Annotated in this window: 20 protein-coding genes; 9 read left to right on the top strand and 11 right to left on the bottom strand. The window is 61.4% G+C overall.

Annotated elements, in window-relative coordinates; all coding sequences use genetic code 11:
• Positions 1-182: 182 nt before the first annotated feature.
• A complete protein-coding gene (locus ACZ9BC_RS21460) occupies positions 183-1382 on the top strand; it encodes an MFS transporter (protein ID WP_476247721.1) in 1200 nt (399 codons plus the stop codon).
• 227 nt (positions 1383-1609) lie between these two features.
• Positions 1610-2044, top strand: coding sequence for a hypothetical protein (locus ACZ9BC_RS21455; RefSeq protein ID WP_476247720.1), 435 nt, complete (start codon positions 1610-1612; stop codon positions 2042-2044).
• Positions 2045-2579: 535 nt separating this feature from the next.
• Here the strand turns inward: ACZ9BC_RS21455 and ACZ9BC_RS21450 are convergent.
• From ACZ9BC_RS21450 to ACZ9BC_RS21425, 6 genes are all read right to left on the bottom strand, one after another.
• Positions 2580-4019, bottom strand: coding sequence for an aldehyde dehydrogenase family protein (locus ACZ9BC_RS21450; protein ID WP_476247719.1), 1440 nt, complete (start codon positions 4017-4019; stop codon positions 2580-2582).
• Positions 4020-4255: 236 nt separating this feature from the next.
• The gene (locus tag ACZ9BC_RS21445) at positions 4256-5626 is read right to left on the bottom strand and encodes an MFS transporter (RefSeq protein WP_476247718.1); all 1371 of its coding nucleotides are present in this window, start codon (positions 5624-5626) and stop codon (positions 4256-4258) included.
• A 337-nt stretch (positions 5627-5963) separates the two neighbouring features.
• Positions 5964-7346, bottom strand: coding sequence for an MmgE/PrpD family protein (locus ACZ9BC_RS21440; RefSeq protein ID WP_476247717.1), 1383 nt, complete (start codon positions 7344-7346; stop codon positions 5964-5966).
• Positions 7347-7401: 55 nt separating this feature from the next.
• Positions 7402-8304, bottom strand: a complete 903-nt coding sequence (locus tag ACZ9BC_RS21435) for an SMP-30/gluconolactonase/LRE family protein (protein ID WP_476247716.1) — start codon at positions 8302-8304, stop codon at positions 7402-7404.
• 86 nt (positions 8305-8390) lie between these two features.
• Positions 8391-9146 (bottom strand): SDR family NAD(P)-dependent oxidoreductase, encoded by a 756-nt coding sequence (locus tag ACZ9BC_RS21430; protein ID WP_476247715.1) that lies wholly within the window; start codon positions 9144-9146, stop codon positions 8391-8393.
• Positions 9147-9581: 435 nt separating this feature from the next.
• Positions 9582-10364: an IclR family transcriptional regulator gene (locus ACZ9BC_RS21425; RefSeq protein ID WP_476247714.1), complete on the bottom strand. Its 783-nt coding sequence runs from the start codon at positions 10362-10364 to the stop codon at positions 9582-9584.
• Between the two features lie 252 nt (positions 10365-10616).
• Here ACZ9BC_RS21425 and ACZ9BC_RS21420 point away from each other — a divergent pair, with 252 nt between their 5' ends.
• The 3 genes from ACZ9BC_RS21420 (at position 10617) to ACZ9BC_RS21410 (ending at position 15090) form a co-directional block, all read left to right on the top strand.
• Positions 10617-11879 (top strand): MFS transporter, encoded by a 1263-nt coding sequence (locus ACZ9BC_RS21420; RefSeq protein ID WP_476247713.1) that lies wholly within the window; start codon positions 10617-10619, stop codon positions 11877-11879.
• A gap of 412 nt (positions 11880-12291) precedes the next feature.
• Positions 12292-12720 (top strand): universal stress protein, encoded by a 429-nt coding sequence (locus ACZ9BC_RS21415; protein ID WP_430225973.1) that lies wholly within the window; start codon positions 12292-12294, stop codon positions 12718-12720.
• A 213-nt stretch (positions 12721-12933) separates the two neighbouring features.
• A complete protein-coding gene (locus ACZ9BC_RS21410) occupies positions 12934-15090 on the top strand; it encodes an amylo-alpha-1,6-glucosidase (protein ID WP_476247712.1) in 2157 nt (718 codons plus the stop codon).
• A gap of 340 nt (positions 15091-15430) precedes the next feature.
• On the opposite strand, the gene ACZ9BC_RS21405 is transcribed toward ACZ9BC_RS21410, so the two are convergent.
• From ACZ9BC_RS21405 to ACZ9BC_RS21385, 5 genes are read right to left on the bottom strand one after another with little or no spacing between them, the layout of a single operon-like run.
• A complete protein-coding gene (locus tag ACZ9BC_RS21405; RefSeq protein WP_476247711.1) occupies positions 15431-15925 on the bottom strand; it encodes a DUF6644 family protein in 495 nt (164 codons plus the stop codon).
• Positions 15918-16682, bottom strand: a complete 765-nt coding sequence (locus ACZ9BC_RS21400) for a hypothetical protein (RefSeq protein WP_476247710.1) — start codon at positions 16680-16682, stop codon at positions 15918-15920. The genes ACZ9BC_RS21405 and ACZ9BC_RS21400 overlap by 8 nt, the downstream gene beginning before the upstream one ends.
• Before the next feature lie 59 nt (positions 16683-16741).
• Complete coding sequence (locus ACZ9BC_RS21395; RefSeq protein ID WP_476247709.1) at positions 16742-17764, bottom strand: SDR family NAD(P)-dependent oxidoreductase; 1023 nt, start codon at positions 17762-17764, stop codon at positions 16742-16744.
• Positions 17761-18006: a hypothetical protein gene (locus ACZ9BC_RS21390; RefSeq protein ID WP_476247708.1), complete on the bottom strand. Its 246-nt coding sequence runs from the start codon at positions 18004-18006 to the stop codon at positions 17761-17763. The genes ACZ9BC_RS21395 and ACZ9BC_RS21390 overlap by 4 nt, the downstream gene beginning before the upstream one ends.
• Positions 18003-18509, bottom strand: coding sequence for a lipocalin-like domain-containing protein (locus ACZ9BC_RS21385; protein ID WP_476247707.1), 507 nt, complete (start codon positions 18507-18509; stop codon positions 18003-18005). The genes ACZ9BC_RS21390 and ACZ9BC_RS21385 overlap by 4 nt, the downstream gene beginning before the upstream one ends.
• An 869-nt stretch (positions 18510-19378) precedes the next feature.
• Between ACZ9BC_RS21385 and ACZ9BC_RS21380 the strand changes: the two genes are divergently transcribed.
• The 4 genes from ACZ9BC_RS21380 to ACZ9BC_RS21365 all read left to right on the top strand — a co-directional run bounded on the left by ACZ9BC_RS21380 (position 19379) and on the right by ACZ9BC_RS21365 (position 23150).
• A complete protein-coding gene (locus ACZ9BC_RS21380; RefSeq protein WP_476247706.1) occupies positions 19379-20275 on the top strand; it encodes a helix-turn-helix transcriptional regulator in 897 nt (298 codons plus the stop codon).
• Between the two features lie 170 nt (positions 20276-20445).
• Positions 20446-21111: an SDR family NAD(P)-dependent oxidoreductase gene (locus ACZ9BC_RS21375; RefSeq protein ID WP_476247705.1), complete on the top strand. Its 666-nt coding sequence runs from the start codon at positions 20446-20448 to the stop codon at positions 21109-21111.
• Positions 21112-21284: 173 nt separating this feature from the next.
• Complete coding sequence (locus ACZ9BC_RS21370; protein WP_476247704.1) at positions 21285-21827, top strand: cyclophilin-like fold protein; 543 nt, start codon at positions 21285-21287, stop codon at positions 21825-21827.
• A gap of 51 nt (positions 21828-21878) precedes the next feature.
• A complete protein-coding gene (locus ACZ9BC_RS21365) occupies positions 21879-23150 on the top strand; it encodes an MFS transporter (RefSeq protein ID WP_476247703.1) in 1272 nt (423 codons plus the stop codon).
• Positions 23151-23240 lie beyond the last annotated feature (90 nt).

The following is a 23240-nucleotide window of genomic DNA, read 5'->3' as shown; positions in this document are numbered from 1 at the left end:
ACCACGCCTGTAGCTTGACGGTTTAGCTGGCCGCTTCACAGGCCGTCTGGCTCAGAAGCAGAACGGTCCCTGCGCGCATGTCCCGACACATCCGGCGCAGGGACCGTTTCGCGTTGTAGTCCCACACGGCAACCCAGGACACGACCGGCTGACTCCGTTCCCATCAGAAAAGGACATAGCCCGTGACATCCGACTCCATGGGGGCTGTAACACTAAAGGCCCGAAATTCCTTTGTCACTTTTGTCCTGGCAGGGGGCACGTTCCTCATGGGAACGACCGAGTTTATTGTTGCAGGCCTTCTCCCAACAATCGCTGCCGATTTCGGGGTCACGGTTGCTGACGCGGGCCTGATGATCACCGTGTTCGCGATTGGCATGGTGGTTGGGACGCCTCTCATGGCGGTTCTGATGCTGAAGCTCTCCCAGAGAACTGCGCTCTGCCTCTCACTGGTGATCTTCGCCATTGGACATGTCATCGTTGCCATCTCATCCGACTTCGGCCTCGTGTTGACTGCCCGCGTTGTTACGGCCCTTGCCACCGGTGCCTTCTGGGCTGTCGCGGCGGTAGTGGCGTCACGTGTAGCAGGGCCGGAAGGAAGTTCGCGGGCGGTTGGCATTGTCATCAGCGGGGGAATGCTCGCCAACGTTATCGGGGTTCCTGTCGGTGCCCTTGCCGGTCAATTCATAGGTTGGAGAGGACCGTTCTGGGTCCTCGCTGCTCTCGCCGGACTTGGTCTTATGGCCGTTTACCGGACACTTGGGCACGATTCGCCTGATACAGGCGCCGTCTCGGTTTGGGCGGAGTTCAAAGCCTTGCGGGACGTCCGCGTCTGGCTAGTCCTGGCTTGCTGCGTGATCGTAAACGGGGCCTCGTACTCCGCGTACAGCTTTCTCGTCCCGCTCCTGATGGTCAATACGGGCCTGCCCGAGGTAGTGACCCCCTTCGTGTTGCTCGGTTACGGAGCGGGAGCTTTCATTGGCTCGTATGCTGGCGGCCATCTTGGCGCCAGCCGCCCGTACTCCGTGCTGTTTGCCACTACGACAGGCACCTTCCTGGTGCTCGGTGCCCTCTGCTTTGCGTCGCAGCAACCGGTCCCTACGGTATGCCTAACAGTGCTCCTGGGGCTGTTCGGAGTGTCAACGCACCCCCTCCTAATTTCGATGGCGGTTCGGTTCGCTTCAGCTGCACCGACCCTTGCTTCAGCGCTATGCACGTCCTTCCTGAACCTTGGAACCGCAATCGGGTCATGGGGTGCAGGGGTGGCACTCGAGTCGGAATTGGGCGTAATAGGACCTGTCGTTGTTGGCACGGCGATTGCCGGCCTCTGCTTCATACCATTGGGCTTACTCGTATCCAGGCAGCGGCAGGCTGCATCTTTCTGACGGACGTACTGGGATGGGTGGCAGTGGCATGGATTGTCAATGACCGTATCCCGCATTGTGGGATATACTAAATGTGGTACGACGTCAATGCAGGCATGCCAGCAAGTGCCGAAGGGCCAGCCGTGCTCTCCTGCCGAAGATCCAGCTGATCCAAACCCGCACCATTCTGCATCGAAGAGACGGACCTCAGATAGGTAGTCTGCGTGACCGGAGGCCAGGAGGAATGCATGGAAGACAAACGTAAGCACGCACGCTCTAAAGGGCAGTTCATCGGGTCAGCAGCGGTCGTCGGAGCGTCGTACGGCCAAGGAACCACCCATCTGCAACTTCAGGCGTTCACCGGTGAATACATCGACTACCCGATTGACGCCGTTCCCGACCCCTTGGGAGCAGCCGAGCTCCGCCGTAAAAATTTCCGTCCCATCTCGGTCAAGATCCAGGATGGTGGTGAGCGCTGCAGTATGATCGCGCTGACCTCGGATGGGACTCGACGCGCGAGCGTCACTTTGGGCACGGCCCTGGCCCTGTACTGCTCCGGGGTGCACACCACGGTCGAAGGGGGCCTGCCGGCCGAAGTGTCTTGTTCTAAACCGCAACGGCCTAGAAGCTCCGCGGGGCGCCTCAAACCCCTCGGTGCAGGTGCACTGACGAAGAGGCAGTAGCCGCCGACCATTAGGAACGAAGGTACGCCGAGGCTGCAGGCCGCCCCGACAACGCGACTTCGCAAGCGCTGGGCGGAAAAGATTCATTCAGGCATGGCATTGACGTCCCGTTACGGGGGGAGGGAACGATTGGCCGGGCCTGTGCAAGGCCAACAATCACGAACCAAAAGCCCTTCATCTATTCGAAAGTCGTAGGGTGAATGTCTCCCTCCATCCACTGCCGGCGTACCCGACCCGTTGCTTCCTGCGAGCTGAGGACGGGTAACAGTGCGGTGGGGGAGTGCGTATGCCCCGGGCCGGGGCGCAGACCGGCGGGACCTCGGTTCTGAGGAAGGACGCTGCTTCTCGAGCAGGAGCTGCGATAACTCGTTGCCGCCTGTTTGACGGTGAATACCACCTGCTGCACCTCACGTCGCACCGCCCGCTTTCGTACCGCGTGGCCCCCAAGCTGCCTGAGGCTGTCTCCTGATCGGAAAAAGGGGTGCCCCGGCGCCGTAGACGCCGGGGCAAAAGCGGGCCACTCATCTATACAAGGTCAGCTGTCGGTGTAGGGGAGTTCGCGTTTGGTTGTGAGGTCCCAGACGATGGCTTTGCTGCGGGTGTACATGGCGATGGAGTCGAAGCCGTTTTCTTTGCCGAAGCCGCTTTGTTTCATGCCTCCGAAGGGGACGGTGGGGTGGAAGGAGCGGTAGGTGTTGACCCAGACGGTTCCGGCTTCGAGGCGTTTGGTGAGGTGTTGGATGGTGCGTGCGTCGTTGCCCCATACTTGGGCGCTGAGGCCGAATTCGGAGGAGTTGGCGCGGGTGATGACTTCGTCGACGTCGGAGTAGGACAGGACGCTTGCCATCGGGCCGAAGGCTTCGTTGAGGGCGGCGGGATTGTCGTCCGTGACCTCTGCCAGGACGGTGGGTTGGTAGAAGGCGCCGTTGGCGAGTTCGCCGTCTTCTGCCGGTTTGCCGCCGGCCAGGGCGACCGCGCCGGCGTCGATGGCCTGTTTGACCAGGGCATCAACCCTGGCGCGGTGTTGTTGGGTGATGAGGGTGCCCATTTGTGAGGATTCCTTGGTGGGCAGTCCGACGCGGACGGTTTTCGCTTTTTGCCCGAGCCGGTCGCTGACTTCGGCGTACATCGTGTCCGGGACGAAGATCCGTGATCCTGTCACGCAGCTTTGGCCGCTTTTGGCGAAGTTTGAGTGCAGCAGCGACGGGATGGCGATGTCCAGGTCGGCGTCCGGCAGCAGGATCGCCGGGCTCTTGCCACCGAGCTCGAGGAACGTCGGAACGATGTTGGTCGCAGACTGGTGGATGATGGCCCGTCCTGAGCCCGGCCCGCCGGTGAAGGCGATCATCCCGATGTCGGGGTGCTCGGTGAGCAGTGGCCCGACTTTCTCACCGCGGCCGGTGACGACGTTGACGACGCCGGCCGGGAGGCCGGCTTCCAGTGCGAGTTCGACCATCCGGTAGTTCAGCAGGGGTGCGACTTCGGGTGCCTTGATCACGATGCAGTTCCCTGCCACGAGCGCCGGTCCTGCTTTCAGGGCGACGAAGTTCGCGTTGCCGTTGTAGGGGCTGACGCCGGCGACGACGCCGAAGGGTTCGTCGAGCCCGTAGGAGAGCCTGTCCGGCAGCTGCGCGAAGGTGCGGCCTTCGAGCTTGTCGGCGATCCCGGCGTAGTAGCGCAGGACCCGGGCGCTGTTATCGATGTCAGCGAGGGCTTCGTGGCGCAGGTGGCCGACGTCGGCAACTTCGATGTCGGCCAGTTCCTCACGGTGCCGGACAATCAAATCCGCCCAGGCCGTAAGCATGCCCGCCCGCACCTCAGGCGCCGTCCCGCGCCACACCTTCTCATACGCCGCCTTCGCTCCCGCGACCACCACATCAATCTCTGCCGGGCCGGGTTCATGAAGCACACCAATGACCGTGCCGGTAGCAGGATTATGGATCTCCATCACGTGACCGCCAGTAGGGACCGTCACCCCCTCAGCGGAGATGACCCCGATACGAAAGCGCCTTCCCTCTCGCGTGCCAGCAAAGTCTTCATATGTTGTCGTTGTCATCTTCGCGATCTTCCTTCAGTCAGGGGTTGATTTGATAGGCCATTGGTCCAGTAGCCCCGATATTGCGACGCTCCTCTAGGGCCAAGGCTTGTGCCGCCATACTTCTGGTGTCCTATGGAGCGAGTTCGTCATGGACCTGATGCACTGCTGTCGACTTAGTCGCGCATCGCTGTGCCTGGTTCGAGAGGGACCAGCTTCTCAGGCGGTGCGGTTTCCACCTGGGTCCGGGGTGGCACTTTGACGAAGAGTAACAAGACGAAAGCGAGCGAGAGCGCAACCAGCGGGACAGTCATCCCCACGATGGTGTCGCCGGGGGTGGCCAGCTTGCCAATGAGGAACGGCCCGAAAAAACCGCCAGCGGAAGCCAAGGAATTGATGACTGCGATTCCGACCACGGCCTGCCGCTTGGTAAGGATCTGACTGATCAGGGCCCAGTAGGTAGGGATGTTTCCGATTACGCCGCAGGCAAGCAGGATGAGCCCAATCATGCCCAGTAGCGGGGAGCCACGGAACACTGCGGTCATGAGCAGGCCAATGATCGCGGTGGCGAAGCAGGACAGCACGATGAACTTCCGTCGTCCCGTGATGTCTGCGTAACGGACCAGCAGCAACATCACGACGGCACCACACACGTACGGGATCGCGCCGTAAAGGCCGATGTTGGTCGGAGAGTACGTCGGATTGAGTTGGGACACAACCTGGGGGAGAAAGAACGTCATGCCGTAAGACGCCACACCCGCGAGGGCATTGATTAGGCCCAGGTATAGGATCTTGGGGTTCCGCAAGGCCCGCAGTTCGCTCGCATTGTCGTGCTTGTCTTCGGGCATGGCTGCATACTCTTCAGCTATGGAACCTTCCAACCACTTCTTTTCGTCGGCACTGAGCCACTTTGCCTTGCTAGGGCGGTCAGCCAGCGTCAGGAGGATCCAGATGCCGAGCAGGACTGGCGGCAGGCCTTGAAGGATGAAGATCCATCGCCAGGAACTGAGCCCAAACCAATCCACGTACTCGAGGATCAAGCCGCCACTTATGCTTCCAACAATAAGAGCAGCAGGCATGGCCAGTGCGATGGCACCGATAGCCCGTCCGCGGTCATGGTTCAGGAACCAATAGGTGAGGAACAGAATAAGCCCTGGGAAAAGCCCGGCCTCAGCGATACCCAGCAGGACGCGGGCAAAGTACAACTGGGTAACCGAGTACACGAATCCAGTGGCCATGGTGACCAGGCCCCATGTAATCGCGATACGTGCCAGCCAGAGTCGTGCCCCAACCCTTGCAAGAATCATGTTGCTGGGCACTTCCAGGAGAACGTATGCGACGAAGAAGATTGCGGCGATGGCACCGTATGTCGCAACGTCAATGCCGAGTTCCTTGCCCATTGTTAATTGCGCGTAACTGATGGAGGCACGATCCATATAGTTGAATCCGTATAACAGGAAGGCCACGGGCAGAATTGTTCGTCTGACTTTCCTTATGACCGTCTTACGATCCACGGCCGGCTTTGCCGGTAAAGAATTCGTAGCCACGCTACCTCCTCGTAGGTGTGCCCATATGGGCTGGGTATGCGGCACCCCAGAGGTGCCAGTCTTGGGCCACTGACATTCGTAACTCGAATGTTCCAATGGGTTGAAAGGTCCTGTCCCTGCGGCAACTGCAGTGTTATGGGTAGTACACTGTGGCACTTGAGGGCCGAATGGATGACCTGGGTTCGTCCAAAGAGTTGAGACGAATCCCTAAAGAGCTTCTTGATCAATTTTATCCCGCTATGTGGGATATGGTCAAGCATCTTCTATATCGTGCTGGGGTGAAAGCGTCCAAAACGATCGCCACTTTTGCAAACGTCCTATTGCTCGGACGTGTCAATCAACTGATCAGTGCCAGAACCTCAATGACTTCATCGCAGTTTTCGATGTCCTGAATAAGGTCTTGGACCCTTTTAACATTTTCGAAGGGAACCGAGTGAACGGATGCCTCTGCGCAGTCGCTAAACTTCTGGCGGAGCTCTTCCCATGTCATCGGACGTTCTGGCGTGCCGGGAACTTCTGAACCCAGGCGTTCGATCCGTCGGCCGTCACGCATGAGTACCTCGACTTTGCCGTCGGGCAACTTGAGATTCCAGTTGAAGGCCTCATCGAATACTGGTTCGACTTTATCGGCCAGCGTAAGGATTCTCGCGTCCTTGAGGGCATCTGTTGAGAAATCCGAAATAGACATGTTTCCCTTGACGAGGGCCAGCGCAACCGTAAACGGCAACGAGAATTTCGCATCCATCATCGTTTTGGGTGTCTTTCGTTGATCCAGCGGTGCGGTCATCCGCTGGGCGAAATCTCCAACATATACGCGCACTGTCTCTATTTCTTCGACGTCTATCGGATTTTCTCGTGCCAGCTCAATGGCAGCGTGGATGTAAGTATGGGCGTTGCCCACTGCAGGCCAGTACTTATAGGTCATTCCCGCACAGAGATATTCAGACCCGAGGTTCTCGAGCATCTTCTCGCGGTTATATTCTCCGTTGAAATAGACCTTGAAAATGCCTGCCTCACCTTCGAACAGGTTCTCCATTCCAAGCATCCCTTTCTGGGCAAGGAGAACGGCGTTGACGCAGCTTTGCGCTATGAAACCGGCATAAAGCCCGCGTAGATCACTGCCGATGCCGAAGATCTGTTCCATCGTCCCGCCCGCTGTCAGGCTGACGATCCCCATTGCGTGCGCGATCTGCTGTGAACTCAGGCCCAAAAGCGCTCCGCAGGCCGCGACGCCCGAGTACACCCCGACCGCCCCGGACAAGTTCCAGTCCATATGCCAGCCCACATTGCAGCGGAGCCGGATGAAGAGTTCCTGGCCAATGGCAACTGCTGCGATCAACTCTTCGCCGGTTACTTCGCCTTTGCGCTCAGCCAAGGCTAGGAGGGCAGGTACGAGGGAACTGTCCGGATGCGCGCCCCAGGGTGTCTGGCTGTCGTAGTCGAGTCCATGGGCCAGAGTGCCATTGGCGAGGGCGGCTGCACCGGCTGGAACGCGGCCGCCGAACCCTAGAATGCGTGCTTCTTCCTTCCCGCCGGCTTCCGAGACGAGCTCGATAAGGGGTCTAACTGCCGGTTCCATTCCGCTCGCTCCGAGTATGACGCCGATTGTGTCCAGAAGACTCTTTTTGGCCGCCTCGACCGCCTGCGGCGGCAAATCCGAGAAGCGGGTATCTGACGCGAATCTTGCTAGGTGGTGGGAAAGGTCAATATTGGTAGACATAGCGTGTCTTTCTTTTTTTGTCAGAAAATTTAGGGCAGGCATAAGTACGCCCGATTTATCCGGCAAAGCGGGTTTCTGGAAGGCCCGTCACGCCGAGCCCGTAGATTGCGAACAGGCCACCGGCGCCAGCTTGCGTGGTCGGCACGCCACGCGACGCCTTCGACATGCTTGTGAAGTAGAGAACGTCCAGATTGCGACCCCCGAACATGAGGCTGGTGACGTTCCGAACGGGAACATTGATTTCACGGTCAATTGATCCATCTGGCGCGTAGCGGATGATGCGGCCACCCAGCACTTTGGCATTCCAGAGGAAGCCCTCGGAATCGACTGTCGCACCGTCGACAGTTCGAGCGTAATTTCGGTCGGAAACATGGACGCGCTTGTTCGAAATTTCGCCGGTGGAGATGTCGTAGTCGTAGGCCCAAATGACCTTGTGTTCGGAATCGCCGAAATAGAAAGTCCTATTGTCCGGGCTCCAGCAGGGGGCGTTGGAACAAATCATGCCGGTCTCTATTTCCGACACTGAAAGGTCGGGGTCGAGCCGGTAGAGAGATCCGTTGTCTGCCGGTTTCCGCAGGATGTCCACGCTGAGCGGGTCGAAGTCGTAGCCCATTGACCCTGCAAAGAATCGACCCGCGCGGTCGACTTTACCGTCATTGAATCGATAATCGGATCTATCCGCTAAGGGGTTGGCGATGGGCGTGACTTCCTGCGTTTCAAAATCATAGAAGTTGAATCCGTTTGCAAGGGCGAGAACAGCGCCCCCGCTTTCGCGCAACGCTATGGATCCGATGTAGGTCGGAACATAGTAGGTGCGCACGTCGCTTCCGGCTTCGTCGCAACTCCAAATTTCACACGCCGTGCTGTCGATCCAGTAGAGTCGCTGCTGCCGGGCATCCCAAAGCGGGCTTTCGCCAAGATGGTTCTTGCAGTCGACCAAAAGCTGAATTTCGGTCATTAACTCCACCCGTCACTTTCATGGCGCCCCGGGCGCCTGTATGTACTTCTTCCTTCTGCCGGCCGGTGATCAGTCAAGCATGCGTGTCAGAGGCATGCAGTCTGGCCGCCGTCTACTGAAACAACCGAGCCGGTCATGAAGCTTGCGTCATCGGTCAGGAGAAAAACTATGACCGCAGCAATTTCCTCCGGGTAGCCAATCCGCCCGATCGGATGCTTCGCGTTGATACGGGCGACAGCGGCGGGATCCTCCATCATGTACTCGACCAGGGGTGTCCTGGTCATGCCCGGAGCGACCGCATTGACCCGGATACCAAGGGGTCCAAGCTCCGGCGACATCGATTTAGTAATGCCGGAGATCCCGAACTTCGAAGCGACGTAAGACAGCCGGTTCGGCACACCAAGGACGCCGGCGCCCGAAGATATATTGACGATAGCGCGCGGCCCGCTGTCGTCTTGAACTGCCAGCACGAACGCTTGGCACATATTGATTGTTCCGTCGAGATTCACCGCCATGATCTTCCGGTGTTTTTCCGGATCGGTGTCGACGATGCTGCCCTCGCCCGTAATTCCAGCGCAGTTAATGAGGCCGTTGAGCCCGCCCAACTTCTCACGCATTTCGGCGAGAAGTTCCACCGTCCCAAGGTGATCACAGACATCGAGGACGGCCCCATGGATTTGGTCTTCCTCCGCTGCAATCGACAGAGCGGCGTCGACGCCGGCTTGAGTGACGTCGACAGCCACCACTGTCGCCCCCTCAGCAAGCAACCTCTTAACACTGGCGGCGCCAATCCCGCTGCCGGCGCCGGTTACAACCACGGTTCGCCCTTCGAATCGCTTCATCGAGACTCCTCTTGTATTTCTGCGCACCCTCAAGCTTTTGGACATCTTGAGCGCGGAGGGACGCGCAACGGTTTCGTATGTGAGTCAGAGTTTCATATATGAGTGAGGTGGTCAATAGCAACGCCCTTCTATCGAGGTGAGGGCGTAACAAATTTCCCGTCGCTCTAGCCGAGGGACGGGGAGGTGGCTTTTGGCTTAGCTGAAGCTCCTGGGCACAGTCGGGCAGAATCCCTCGAACTTGATCGGGAATGCTCGGGCAGCTGCTACGCCAGCGGCGGCGCCTGTAGACCTTATCCCTTGGGCGCGAGTCCGAGCCCGGGGGCATGGGGAGCTATGGCCCGCGTTCGCCGGATCCAGGCAGCAGCGAGAACCAGGCTTTCCGGGGCAGCCCTTTGGGGCTAACGCCTCAGGCTGATCCGCGTTTTTCTCGGATGCTCAGTCGCCTTTCGAGGCACCTGCACCCATCCGCCGGGACAATTCATTGCACGCTTCCACGAGTAACGCGCGGGCTTGATCCACCGGGGCATTACCCATGCCATTGAGGCGATGGATGAAGGGCGTGGTCATGGCAGCTACCGCCTTCCCGGTGTAGTCGAAGACCGGCGCTGAGATGTTCGTGACCCCTTCGATGGTGAGCGATTTTCCCTGGCAGAACCCGGCTTTGCGGACCTCGGGCAGATCGGAGAGGAACCGCGACCGCCGCGCACTGGTCTCGTTGCCTGCCAGCATTAGCAGATTCTCGAGTTCCTTGTCCCCCATGAATGCTGCAAGTACTCGGCCAGAGGCGGAATCGTCAATGGGGATCTGTGAGCCCAAGCGAACCGTGTTGATGTTGGTGTCCGGGTTGTCTACTTGAGCGATAACGAGCAGCTTTCCGGAACTAAGGATGCAGAGGTGAATGCTTTGGCTGATGCGATTGGCCAGCTTCTGCATCTCATCGCCGGCAATGGCTGTCAGGCGACGAATAATCGGTTGGCGATGCGCGACTTCAAACAGTTTTGTGGTCAAGTGATAGCGCTCGCCCTCGTCAAGCTCTACATAGCCACGTTCGCGCAGCACCATGAGCACGCGGAAAATCTCCGATGTGGTTCGACCGAGCTTTTTGCCAATATCGACCTGGCCCAGGCCGCTATCCTCAGAGGCCAGGAGTTCGAGGATGTCGAGTCCCTTGGCTAAGGCTGGCGCCCGATACTTGCCCTCACTTGTTTCCGTTTCCACGCCCGCCCCGCTTTTCCTCCCCTCCGCAGTCGAAGGGTTTCAAGTTTTATATATAAAACCTATCTGGTTGCTCCGAATGGGGCAAGCGGTAATCTCCCGCTGTAGAGGCCTCATCGATGTGTCGCCCAGAGGGGGCCGCGCATGTTTGCCTTTGTCCAAAATAGCAGGATATCGTGTGTGCTACTGCCGGTGGGGGCAGGTGGTCCCGGCGGCTCTGATCCGCCTACTCCTGATCCACTGAAAGGCGCCCCCATGGCTCCCCGCGAGAAAAACCCAGGCCGGGCCTCTGGAATCAGTGCTGGACTTACCCTGCTTTTCGCCCTTGTAGGTGGCGTCGGTGTGGGAAACCTGTATTGGGCACAGCCGTTGCTCGGGGACATTGCCGGGGAGCTGGACGTCTCGCCGGGTACTGCTGGACTACTTGTGACGCTAAGCCAAGTGGGATATGCGCTCGGGGTATTCCTCGTCGTGCCCCTTGGTGACACTGTGAACCGGAAGCGCCTGATCCCCATAATCATGTTTCTTTGTTCATTATCTTTGGGGGGCTGTGTACTGGCGCCGAATTTCGCTGTCCTGCTGACCGCCCTGGCTTTGGTGGGTTTTGCAAACGTCGCCGGGCAATTGCTGCTGCCGCTGGCCGGCGATCTTGCCACTGACGAGCAACGGGGACGCGCAGTTGCGACGATAGCGTCCGGACTTTTGGTTGGCATCCTATTGTCCCGTTTGGTCAGCGGAATTGTCGCGGACATATTCGGGTGGCGCATGGTTTATGTTGCCGCGTCGGCAGCGATGCTTTTTCTTGCGGCCCTCATGTGCTTTGCTGTTCCGGCACTGGCCCCTCGGGACCGAATACCCTATGGAGCTCTGCTGCGTTCCGTCCTGGAGTCCGTCGTCCGGCATCGCCCGGTCAGGATCATCGTGGTTTTCGGAGCGGCATTGATGTGTATTTTTATGGCGTTCTGGACCGGACTCACGTTCTTGCTGGCGGCGGCCCCGTTCTCCTTCACGGCCTCCCAGATTGGCCTTGTGAGCCTGCTCGGCGTAGCGGGAGTCATCGGTGCCCAATTCATCGGCCGGGTGTATGGCCGCGGATGGTCCGTCCCGGCCATCGGTATCGGTCTTGCCATCACGTTGGTGTCGATCTCTGTTTCCGGGTTTGGCGGGTCTTCCATTGTCGCCGTACTAATCGCCGTCGCGTTGCTCTCTGTCGGTGTCCAGACCGTGCTGGTGCTCCTTCAGACAATGATTGTCTCGATCGACCCTGCCGCCCGCAGCCGCCTTAACACAGTCCATATAGTTTGCAACTTCATCGGCGGTGCAATCGGATCAACACTTGCCGCCGTACTCTGGCATATCGGCCGGTGGCCCGCTGTCATGGGAGGTTCAGCCGTCGTCGTTGCCTTTGCCCTGGCGCTATGGTTCATCCAGAGAGGGCGGACTCTCTCGGAGTATGCGCAGCCGTTGTCCGAGTCGCCGGCCACGGAAGATATCCGTCTGCAGCAAGAGCGGAAGTGAATGCAGGAAGCGGGCTATGGAACTGGCCGGCTACTTGAATTCGGATGTGGATGCCGGGGGCGAATAATAAGCCGGACGTTCGAACGAGATGTGTCCACTACCAGGGCATGCCGAATGTATCAGCGACAGGCCACGAGTACGCGGGCTCCTCGGATGAAACCCGCGATGATAGCTGCTCCCGTCGCCTTAGCGATGGGGCCGTCCACCACGCAGGCAGCCTCTCCCCTAAAAGTTCCAGGATGTGCAGGATCCCATGTGGGCTTGACGAGTCACGTCCACTCATAACAGGCGTCCCTTCCGGACGAATCGCCCCTAGCACCGTTTTCTGTGCCAAATCTCATAATGCAGGATATCCTGATCTAGCGGCAGGCGCTAGAACTCGTCCGCATACACATAACAAAGGAGCAAACACATGAGTCCCGTAATCGTTGTGGGAGTTGATGGCAGCAAAACGGCGAATAGGGCGGCAGAGTCAGCCAGGGACCTTGCTTCAGCGCTGGGCGCGTCCCTCCATGTGGTATCGGCCTTCGACAGCGACCGGACCGAAGTACTCGGCAGCGGCAGTGACCAGCGTGTTGTCTCCACAGCGGATGGTGCCGAGCATGTGGCACGCGGTGTGGCGGAATCATTGGGGCGGGACATAAAGGTCACCTACTCGTCAGCCCGAGGCCGGCCGGCGGACGCCCTCATCAAGGAAGCTCTCCGTATGGAAGCCCAAATCATCGTTGTAGGTAACCGGAAGATGCGCGGCATCGGGCGCGTCCTCGGCAGCGTGGCCAACAGTGTGGCGCACAACGCTCCTTGTGACGTGTATATCGCAAACACGTACGATGTCGACTGACGGCATCGCCAGTTAAGAGGATGGCCCGTTCATTCACCAGAGATTATGCCCGGACATGCCTCATCTGCCACTGGCCGGGCAGCGGTTTTCAGCATCTGGCGTCCTCCGGCGCACAAGCGTAGCGTCGGAGGACGAGGGAATCGTCGAGCAACGGGGATCTGCAGGTACCGCAGGCCTTGGACCATTGAAATGCATTCCTTCGAGGGAGTCGTGATGGCTGGATGGAATGTTGATACCGCTGCCGGGCCCGTAGGACGTGGGTCGGTCACTCTGGTGGAGGGCTCATCCTTTTGCATTTCCTCGGAAAACGGCGATATCCATCCGGACTATCCTCATGGGGTTTTCCACGAGGACACCCGCATCCTGTCCGGCTGGAGCTTGACCGTCAATGGCAGGTCCTTGGAACCGCTGGCCGCCAAGACCAAGGAACCGTATCGCGGCTTGTTTGTTGGCCGCGTATCGCACTTGGACGGGGATGCGGATAGTCCTCTCATTGTCGAACGCCTCCGTGAAGTTGGCACTGGAATCGTAGAGCGGATTACCGTCCGGAACTACTCGCCGGCTCCGACCGAATGCGAAGTCGGCCTTAGGGTCGAGGCGGACTTCGCTGACCTCTTCGAGGTGAAGGAAGCACGCCTTCAGCGGCGCTGGAAACAGTCCCGCCAAGCGGACCGCGGCGCGCTGACCATCCAGGCTGTCTGGCAGGACGTTCGTAAGGGAGTGGTCATAGCGGGCAGTGGTGCCGAGGCCTCGTCCGAAGCCTTGACGTATCTCGCCGTTGTTCCACCGCACGGACAATGGAGTGCCACCGTGAGCGTCTCGCCCACCGGCAACGGAGCTGATACGGCCATACCCTTCGTCCATCCCGACGAGCGGCAATTGTCTCCTCGGGACCGGCGTCGGCAGGAATGGGTGTCCAAAATCCCGGTGGTGCACGTGGGCAACCGAGCCATAGAGCGGACCCTTCGCCGGAGTTACGACGATCTGGGTGCACTCCGCATTGAAGATCCAGGCCACCCTGAGCGCGTCGTCGTGGCTGCGGGAGCACCGTGGTTTATGGCACTGTTCGGCCGGGACTCGCTATGGGCATCACTCATGGCCTTGCCGGTAGACCCATCCCTCGCATTCGGCACCATCCAAACCCTGGCTGACCGGCAGGGCGAAGTGGTGGATGAAAGAAGCGAGGAAGAGCCGGGCAAGATACTGCACGAGGTCAGGCTCGATGTTTCAAGCGGGCTGGCGCTGGGCGGCAAGTCCGCCTATTACGGCAGCGTAGACGCGACACCTTTGTTCGTTGCCCTGTTTGGGGAAGTAAGCCGCTGGGGATTTTCCACGGATGCGATCTCTGCCCTCATGCCCCATGTTGACCGGGCCCTCGACTGGATCCGGGACTACGGTGACAAGGACGGCGATGGGTTCGTGGAGTATCAGCGCCTCAGTGACCGGGGGCTGATCAACCAGGGCTGGAAGGACTCCGTCGACGGCATCAACTTTGCAGATGGCACTCTGGCCGAACCCCCCATCGCGCTCTGCGAAGTGCAGGCTTATGTCTATGGGGCGTATTTGGCCCGCTCCTGGATAGCCTACGACGCCGGTGACATGGGCGTTGCCACCAGGTACCGGGAGCTCGCGGCACAGTTGAAGAAGCAGTTTAACGAGCAGTTCTGGTTGCCCGACGTCGGTTACTATGCCATCGCCCTCGACGGACAGAAGCGCCCTGTGGATGCATGCGCTTCCAACATGGGGCAGTGCCTGGTGTTTGGCATCATCGATGATGACAAGGCCCCGCTTGTGGCAGAACGTCTCATGTCCCCCGAGATGTTCAGCGGCTGGGGCGTGCGGACACTGGCCAGCAACATGGGTGCCTACAACCCCGCCAGCTACCACAACGGGTCTGTGTGGCCGCACGACAATGCCATCATTGCAGCCGGACTCCTGCGCTATGGTTTCGTGGAGCAGGTGCAGCGTATTTCCACAGCATTATTTGAGGCGGCTGAGTATTCGGAAGGCCGACTGCCTGAGCTGTTTTGCGGCTTCAGCCGTGAGCACTTCGACGAACCAGTACCGTATCCCACGGCATGCTCGCCTCAAGCCTGGGCCGCGACCACTCCAATCATGCTGATCAAAAACCTCATGGGCTACTACGCTGATGTTGCACGCGGTGGCCTTTGGATGGATCCCGCGCTCCCGGAATCCTACGGCGGCCTGCATATCACCAACGCCCCCATGGCGAACAGCAGGATCACCATCGACATCTCTGGTACCAATACGACGGTCACTGGCCTGCCCAAGGGCATGCAATTACACATTGGAACGCGACCGCGGGCGGCCGACCTGGTGGAAAGGGCTAAACTTCGCGAAAGGAGCTGAACCGCGCGTGTTTTCCGTTCGGATCCGCCGGTGGTTATTGGATCCTTCTCCTAGCAGCGGACCAGGTGGCAAGACGTTGGAGGCGCTCCTTGGAGGGGGATCCTGGTTCACCTAGTCGATGTCGATTAACTCGTCGTGCGATCCGGCGCGGCGGCGCTCAATCGTCTTCGGCTCCAAGGTGTGGTCGCGCTGGTGGCCCCGTAAGCCTACACAGTGGACGTCATGGCGATTTCCTTGTTCGTACCGCATGGGGTTCGTTACCCGCCGGGTGCGGCGGGAGGAGCAGGGATGTTCAGGCCGGCAGTCTGCTATGCGCCGCACTGCCGGATGGAACGAACCATCAGACGTAGGCCAGGAATCGTCCTGCGAAGATCACGCCCGTCCACGTCGTCATCGAAACGACCGCCGAGATGCGGGCTGCGATCGGTGTCGCGTGGGCGTCCGCCCACTCGTCGACTCGACGGTGGACGCCGCGGTGGAAGACGAGGACGTTCAGCCCGGCCAGGAGCAGGAGTCCGAGCTTCCACGGTGCAGCACCGGAGCCGGCGACGCCGATGGCCTGCGCGCTGAACAGCAGGATGCCGGTGACGACGGCGATGGCCAGTCCGAGGTGGGACACGGGCAGGAGATAGCGTGCGGCCCTCGTGACGGATACCAGTGAACGCGCAACGCCCAGCAGCCGGAGGTCGAAGGCGAAGGCCGGGCCGACGAGCACGGCTATCCCGAGGATGTGGAGGCTCTCGAGCGTCGCGTACATGAAGGGAGTGGAGCGCACGGCATCACCGAGCGGGGAATCTTGCAGCCAGCGCAGGATCGGTTCGAGCCATTCAGGCATTCGGGCTCCGTTCATCCTGGCGGGTACGGCGGCGCACGTAGAGGACGCCGCCCACGACGGCCATGACGACGGCGGCACCGAACGCCGCCCAGACGACCCACGTCTCTGAGCCGCTGGCATCGGCGATGCCGGCATCCTCCGCCGGAGGGTCCATCTCCACGGGGTCCTCTGCCGCGGACGGCGCGGCGGCAGGCTCAACACTTGCCTGGGTATCGCCCGGTAGCGGTGCCCTGACCGGGAGCGTGTTGCCGATCACCTGGTTGACGGGCGCATTGTCGTCGCCGTACCAGAAGGCGACCGGACGGAAGAGGCCGTCGTCGGTGCTGTTGATGTATCCGACGCCCTGGAAGCGCTCTCCGGCCTCCAGGGAGCGGTCCAATCCGTTGCTGCTCGACCACCACGGCGGAGCGATGATGACCTCGAGTTCGTCGTGGGCGCCGTCATACGCGAGGGCCGCTTCGACCCGGGGGCTGTCCTCCGGGCCCGACAGCTCCTCGGGGATCGGCAGATCGGGCGTGTTGGCCGGGAGCTGGGCATCCAGTGCTACATCGAAAAGTGAATGCGGATCGCCCCAGCTCCCCTCGGATGAGACGGTGCCGGCGATGTAGACGAGGTCGTTGGTCTCGAAGCCGTCCCAGCCGTGGTGCGCAGCGGCCGGTGAGGCCGGGACCAGCGCGATCGCTGAAGCGGCGAGGAGAGCCGCGGCGGCCAGAAGGCCGCGGCGGAGTGGTCGATCGGTGTGTGTGGAGACGCTCAAAGTCGTCGATCCTCTCTGTGGGCGGTGCGGCTCCCGTAGGGCGAGCCTGGGGTAGGGGTTCAGCTTTCTGCGGGGAACGCGACGCCGGTCTGCTCGGCGAAGGCGGCCAGTAGCCGGTCCTGCGCCTGGGTGTCGTGCACGAGCTCGTTCACGCGCGTCTCGATCTGCTGGTGGAAAAGGAACTCGCCGGTGACGTCACTGCCCGGCTCGACGCCCTCGGCCAGCCAGACCTGAGTCATGTAGCCGTCGCGAAGGCTGTCGGGCGTGCTGGTGTTTCCGTTATGGAAGCCCATCAGGGTGGGGATCCAGCCGGGTGCGACGGCGTTCACCTGCCGGTCCGGCCAGAGGCGGGCCGCTGCGGTGGCGATCATCGCCATGTGCAGCTTGCTGTCGCCGTAGCCGATGCCGCCGCCCGAGCGCACCTCGTCGAGCCTTAGGTCTCCGCCGAGGTGCAGGTCCGAAGAGAGGTAGGTCAGCTGTCGCGGCGGGGTCACCAGCGCGGTGAGGAGGTACGGCGAGAGAGAGTTGGAGTTGAGCAGGTCGCCGGCGGGGAGCCCGTACTCGCCGGCGTTGTGAACGATGACGTCGAACTCGCCGAGGGCGTTGATCTGCTCGGCCAGCGCTCTCGTCTGGTCGAGGTCGAGCAGATCGCCGGTCACAACGTCCTCGAGGCCCGGCAGGTCGCGGCGCACGTCGGCGGCGCGCTGCTCGTTCCGGGCGTGCGCGACGACAATGTGCCCCCGCTTGAGGAGATGGGCAGCGGCGAGCTGCCCGGCACCGGCGGCGGAGCCGGTGATGAGGATGCGCTTCGTGGCGCCGTCGAGTGGTTGGACGTTCTCGTCGATCCACACCATCTCGTCGGCGACCTGTTCGGTGTTGTACACGCCGACGCCGTACAGGCCGCCTTGGGCGTGGACGACGTTTTCGGAGGTCTCGGTGCGCTCGCGTGCGGTTCCCGTCGGCGCAGGCGTCGAGGCGTCCTGCGGGGGAGTGCTGGTGCAGGCGGCCAGGGCCACTGCGCCGAAGGAGGTGGTGGTCAGCAGAAGGCCGCGTCGGGTGAGGGTCGTCATCTCGTGTGTCATCCGTGGTTTCTCTTGCGGTCAGTCGCGACCGCTGTGGTGATCTGCTGCCCGTCCAGCAGCTCGATCTGGTCGATGTCCTCGGTCTCGCCGATCCTGGTCAGATCGTGCGAGGCGGTGTTCCCGTCGGTGTTGTCGAAGAAGCCGAAGTTGCCCCACGGCTTGTAGTCGAACGGGTCCTCAATGTCGGGCGCCAAGCCCCCGGGGTCGGTTTCGTGGAGAATTACCGGGTCCCAGGTCGTCATCGCGTTTCCTCAGCGGCTGCGCGTTCGTAAGTGACTCGCCAGCCCTCGGAAGGGTCGACCGGGGTAAGGACGAGGGTGTCGTCTGTCACCTCGAAGTTGCGGCTGAGGGTTTGGCCGATGAGGGCGCGTGCTGCCGCGGACTCGACAACGACGGAGAAAGTGCCGGCGTCGGCGTCGACGCTGGCGTCTCCGTAAAACGCCTCGTACCCCTGGACGGTGTAGGGGGTGTCGGCTGCGGCTGTGTCTGGGTTCATGGCCTGCACGGACACCGTTCCCGCGTCAGTGAAAATAATCTGCCCAGAGAACGGTACCTCCTGCATTTCACCACCGGTACCGAATTCGAGGGTTGTCATAGTCCATTCCCCGATGATCGGATCGGCCTGGGCGGGCGTTTCAGCAGTCGCGGAAGTGCTCTGCGGGGACGGTGCGGTGCAGGCTGTTGTGGTGAGCAGCAAGGCCAAAGCCAGCGCGGGGGCGATGGTCAGCAGCTTGTTCTTATTCATGTTTTGCTCTCTCAAGGTTGGTGGGGACCGCTCGGCGGTGCGTGTTTTTGGCTTCCGCTTATGGTTCCGAGCATTGATGAACCGGCTCTGATCTCTTCATAGATCTGCCGCTGTGTCATACAAGTAGATATCGGAGGGGCTGAACCAAGGGAGTCTCTATCTAGGGGTGGTATTGGCAGGGCCTCCCTGCAGGCCGTAGACGAGGGGGATTGCCGTGACGGGTTCCAACAGGCACTGTTTGTAGGGGCCGGAACATCTAAGGAACCCAAACCCGACGGGATTCCTGTTTTCGCTTCGCCCTCTTGCATCTTCAGCGAAAGCAGCAGCTCCACCATGACCGACGTCACCAGAGGGACACTCCTCCTGTCGACCGCTGTACTCGGCACAGGAATCCTGACAGCCTCCGCTCCGGACGCAACCCGCCGGAACCCGCGGGCCCCGGTTCTGTCCATACCGTCGCTGGAATCCCGACTAGTAGACCGACCCCTCAAGGAGTTCGGAGAGCCTGCCGGCGGCGGGGCGGAGTTCGACCATCCGGCCTTTAGCGGGCTTCGCTGGTTTCCTCAACCGGGCCGGTGGGTGAAGTGAACTCCTCCCCGAGCTCGGCATGCCCCATGGCGAACTATGTTGGCTCGGCCTCCTCACGAGGCACATGCGAAGCACCGGCCATTGGGACGCCTTCCTCAGCATCAACCCGCTGATCATCACCGACGGAACGAGCTCGCCCGCGAACGCTACCGCGTTGACGTGTTCCTGCGCTGGTGAGCCGATCATCGCGGGCTGACCCCTCGGCTCCTGCTGGAGGCCCTCCGGATAGAGGCCCTGGGAGGGACTCCCTCTTCCCCGGCGGGTGGCCTAGCGTGGAAGGCATGGAAAACCGAGCGGAAGTACGCGACTTCCTTATCTCGCGACGCGCCCAGGTTTCCCCGGAGCAGGTTGGCTTGCCTGCCGGGGCGAACCGGCGTGTGAAGGGTCTACGCCGGAGCGAAGTCGCCACCCTGGCCGGTCTGAGCGTGGAGTATTACACGCGCCTGGAGCGCGGCGCGATCAGCGGCGCTTCTCCTCAGGTGCTCGCGAGCATAGCCAGAGCCCTGTGCCTGGACGACGCCGAACGGGCCCACTTGTTCAACCTCGCCAACGCGGCCAGCCCGGCTGCCCGGCCGCCGCGGCGCCGCACGTCCAAGTCCTATGTGCCGCATCAGAGCCTGCAGTGGGCGCTTGATGCGATCACGGCCGGTCCCGCGTTCGTTCGTAACGGCCGAATGGATCTGCTGGCGGGCAATCCCTTAATGCGGGCGTTCTACAAGGACTGCTACGAGATGCCCGGCCAACCTCCCAACCTCGCTAGGTACACGTTCCTGGATGAACGTGCCCATGAGTTCTACCCGGACTGGGATGCCTTCGCGGAGGTGACCGTTTCCATCCTGCGTACGGAAGCCGGCCGGGACCCGCACAATAAGGAACTTCATGACCTTATTGGTGAGCTGGGAACCCGCAGCGAGGAGTTCCGCCGCCGCTGGGGTGCACACAACGTCCGGCACCACGGCACTGGTTTCAAAACCTTCAACCACTCCATCGTGGGCGAAATGATCCTCGCCTTCGAGGGGCTCGAAATGGCCGCCGAGCCGGGACTGACGCTCACGATCTACACCGCAGAGCCCGGGTCACCGTCCGCTGAACGCATGCAGCTGCTCGCCTCGTGGGCTGCCAGCGAGTACGGAAATGCCGTTCTGGGTGCATCCGGTAGGACACGGACGGACAGCTGAAAAACTTCCGACCGACCCCGGCGCTGCCGGATGGGATGGCCGCCGTCGACGGGAATTTACGACGCCTGCGCCACAGGGTATGCCGGGCTGCAGCACCGTCTGACTGCCGGGCCCCTGGCCCCATCAAGGGGGCACCGAATCGATGTACGTCTACGAAAGAAAGAAAAACTGTGAAAACTACTGTCGCGATCATTGGTGCCGGACCCGGCCTGGGGCTTGCCTCTGCCCGCCGCTTCGGAGCCGAAGGCTTTAATATTGCCCTTCTTTCCCGCACCAAGGAACATGTCAATGTACTGGCTGCGGAACTGGCCGGTGCCGGTATCAACGCTCGGGGTTACGCCGCCGATGTCCGTGACCAGGAAGGGCTCGCCGCCGCTCTTGCCCAGGCAGCCGAGGACCTGGGGCCCGTCGAGATTCTCCAGTACAGCCCCGTGCCGTCCAAGGAATATCTCCGGCCCGTTCTTGAGACAACGCCCGAAGAACTGCGCTCAGCGCTTGAGTTCTCAGCTCTGGGAGCCGCCGCCGCCATCAATGCGGTGCTTCCCGGAATGCGGGGACTTGGCCGCGGAACCGCCTTGTTCATCAACGGCTCCAGCGCCGTCCGTCCCAATCACAACTACGCCGGCACCTCCGCCGCGTTCGCCGCCGAATCCGCATACGCTCAGATGCTCCATGACGCCCTGGCGCCGGAAGGAATCCACGTAGCGCAGCTCATTATTCCGTTGGGCATCGGCGGAGGCGACCCTGCGCACGAACCGGCGGCCCTGTCCGAAACTCTTTGGAGCATCTACAGCGATGGGAAGGACTTCCGTTCCTTCGTGGCGCCTCTCGACTGAGGGCACGGGGCTGCTTTCCGTACCTGCCGCCTCCGACGCCAGCCCGGCGACGGCGGCGGCTGCCTTATTTAGGGGTCCCTCCCAGTACCCGTAACAGCAGGGGCTCCTCCTCTTCTTTACCAACTGCTTTGCTGGAATGGACAACTTTTCCAACTGAAGGGGAACCACCTCCCATGCGCCTGAAAAAGCGGGCCCTGGCGGCGATCATCGTGCTTGCCTTGCCCCTGGCCGGGTGCAGCACCTCCTCGAACGGCCCGGCATCGACCACCGAGCCCACGTCCTCCCCGACGGAAACATCTACGGCGGCCGATGGGTCGACGTCGCAACCTGCACCTGTCCCGTCCTCCGCGGGTGCGGCAGACAGCACCCCGATCACCATCGACATCGATGGCGCGACCGTGACAGGCACCCTTTCCAGCAACGCAACTGCACGCTCCCTGATCGGGCAGCTTCCCTTGACGCTCTCCTTCAGGGACTACGGCGGCCAGGAAAAGATCGCAGAGCTGCCGGAGCCGCTTTCGCTCGACGGCGTACCCGCCGGCGACAGCGCAGAACCACTGACCATCGGCTACTACGCGCCCGACCAAGCCCTCGTCCTCTATGACGAGCACGTCGGGTACTCCCGCGGAATTGTGCGGATCGGATCCTTCGATAACCTCGAGCCGATCCGGGACCAAACAAGCAGCTTTACCGCCAGGCTGGCTCCCGCTAACTGAGCGGAATGACACAGCCACTCCGAACATTCTCCACAAAAGAACGGAACAGTCTTGACTCGAGCAACCCTTGAGGATGGCGCCTGCCAAGCGCCCGTCGACACCCAGCCCCACGAAAACATCAACATCATCGAAGAAACAAAGGTTCCCGCCCCGGCAAGCGATCCTTCCGTCCCAGCCGGGTCCTTTCCATGGGCGGCCCTGCTGGTCATGGCCCTGATGGGGTTCCTTCTGATCGCCACCGAAACCATGCCCGCCGGCCTGTTGCCGCAGATGGCTTCGGGCCTGCACGTCACCGAGGGGACCGCCGGACAGTTTGTCAGCGCCTACGCCCTGGGAACAGTCATAGCGGCAATGCCCGCCATCGCCTTAACCCGGGGCCTGCCCCGAAAGCCCGTCTTCCTTGCCGGGATCCTCGGGTTCCTGGCCGCTAACTTCATCACGGCATTCTCCACCGACATCATCCTCTCCCTCGGAGCGCGGCTCCTGGCCGGTGCATTATCCGGCCTGCTGTGGGGAATGACTGCCGGCTACGCCCGGCGCATCACAGCTCCGCACCAGGCCGGCCGCGCCTTGTCCGTTGCGTCAGTTGGAACCCCCGTCGGCCTGGCAGTGGGAACTCCCTTCGGGTCCTGGCTGGGCACGGCATTCGACTGGCGCTGGTCCTTCGGCGTGCTCGCAATCCTCACGGCGGTCACCTTGCTGCTGGCCGTCTTCCTGGTCCCGGACGCACCCGGCCAACAGGCCGGGACACGCGTACCCCTCGTACGGGTCTTCGCCATCCCGGGCGTCGCGGTTGTCCTCGGCGTCATCGTCAGCTGGATGCTCGGGCACAACATCATGTACACCTACATCGGCTCCTACCTCCGCGGGGCAAACCTTAATCTCTCCGTGGACGTCGCGCTCGTAACCTTCGGCGCGGCCGCCATCGCGGGGATCGCCATCACCGGCGCCGTGATCGACAAGGGCCTTCGGCGCCTGATCCTGCTCAGCCTCGGCAGCTTCCTTGTGGCCGGCGCGATCTTCATCGTGGGGCAGGCGTCACTGCTGGCAGTCCTCGTCGCGATTATCCTGTGGGGCATCGCCTTCGGCGGCGCGGCAACACAACTCCAAACGGCCATCAGCGCTGCCAGCGGTGAAAACGCGGACGTTGCCAACTCGATGCTCGGCGTCGCGTTCAACCTCGCGATTTTCGCCGCGGGGGTGGCGGGTGCGGTGGTGATCAGCAGGCTTGGCGGGATGGTCCTGCCAGCGGCCGTGGTGGGCCTGGCCGCCGTCGCGCTTGTTATCGCTGTTGCTGGACGCCGCACAGCATTCCCCACGTAGCCAGCAAAGCAGCTCCTGCATCAGCAGCACAGCAAACATCCTCTACTAATCGGGAGTAAGCCTTGAAAGTTATCCGCACGCCAGCCCTGT

Source organism: Pseudarthrobacter sp. TE3704 (assembly GCF_056279405.1).
This window is presented reverse-complemented; position numbering and strand designations above follow the sequence as displayed.

What these genes read in the sequence shown, in the direction of transcription:
- ACZ9BC_RS21455 (WP_476247720.1), top strand. Translation starts at nt 1,610, where the DNA reads ATGGAAGACAAACGTAAGCACGCACGCTCTAAAGGGCAGTTCATCGGG.
- ACZ9BC_RS21440 (WP_476247717.1), bottom strand. Translation starts at nt 7,346, where the DNA reads ATGTCTACCAATATTGACCTTTCCCACCACCTAGCAAGATTCGCGTCA.
- ACZ9BC_RS21435 (WP_476247716.1), bottom strand. Translation starts at nt 8,304, where the DNA reads ATGACCGAAATTCAGCTTTTGGTCGACTGCAAGAACCATCTTGGCGAA.
- ACZ9BC_RS21430 (WP_476247715.1), bottom strand. Translation starts at nt 9,146, where the DNA reads ATGAAGCGATTCGAAGGGCGAACCGTGGTTGTAACCGGCGCCGGCAGC.
- ACZ9BC_RS21420 (WP_476247713.1), top strand. Translation starts at nt 10,617, where the DNA reads ATGGCTCCCCGCGAGAAAAACCCAGGCCGGGCCTCTGGAATCAGTGCT.
- ACZ9BC_RS21415 (WP_430225973.1), top strand. Translation starts at nt 12,292, where the DNA reads ATGAGTCCCGTAATCGTTGTGGGAGTTGATGGCAGCAAAACGGCGAAT.
- ACZ9BC_RS21410 (WP_476247712.1), top strand. Translation starts at nt 12,934, where the DNA reads ATGGCTGGATGGAATGTTGATACCGCTGCCGGGCCCGTAGGACGTGGG.
- ACZ9BC_RS21405 (WP_476247711.1), bottom strand. Translation starts at nt 15,925, where the DNA reads ATGCCTGAATGGCTCGAACCGATCCTGCGCTGGCTGCAAGATTCCCCG.
- ACZ9BC_RS21395 (WP_476247709.1), bottom strand. Translation starts at nt 17,764, where the DNA reads ATGACACACGAGATGACGACCCTCACCCGACGCGGCCTTCTGCTGACC.
- ACZ9BC_RS21390 (WP_476247708.1), bottom strand. Translation starts at nt 18,006, where the DNA reads ATGACGACCTGGGACCCGGTAATTCTCCACGAAACCGACCCCGGGGGC.
- ACZ9BC_RS21385 (WP_476247707.1), bottom strand. Translation starts at nt 18,509, where the DNA reads ATGAATAAGAACAAGCTGCTGACCATCGCCCCCGCGCTGGCTTTGGCC.
- ACZ9BC_RS21380 (WP_476247706.1), top strand. Translation starts at nt 19,379, where the DNA reads ATGGAAAACCGAGCGGAAGTACGCGACTTCCTTATCTCGCGACGCGCC.
- ACZ9BC_RS21370 (WP_476247704.1), top strand. Translation starts at nt 21,285, where the DNA reads ATGCGCCTGAAAAAGCGGGCCCTGGCGGCGATCATCGTGCTTGCCTTG.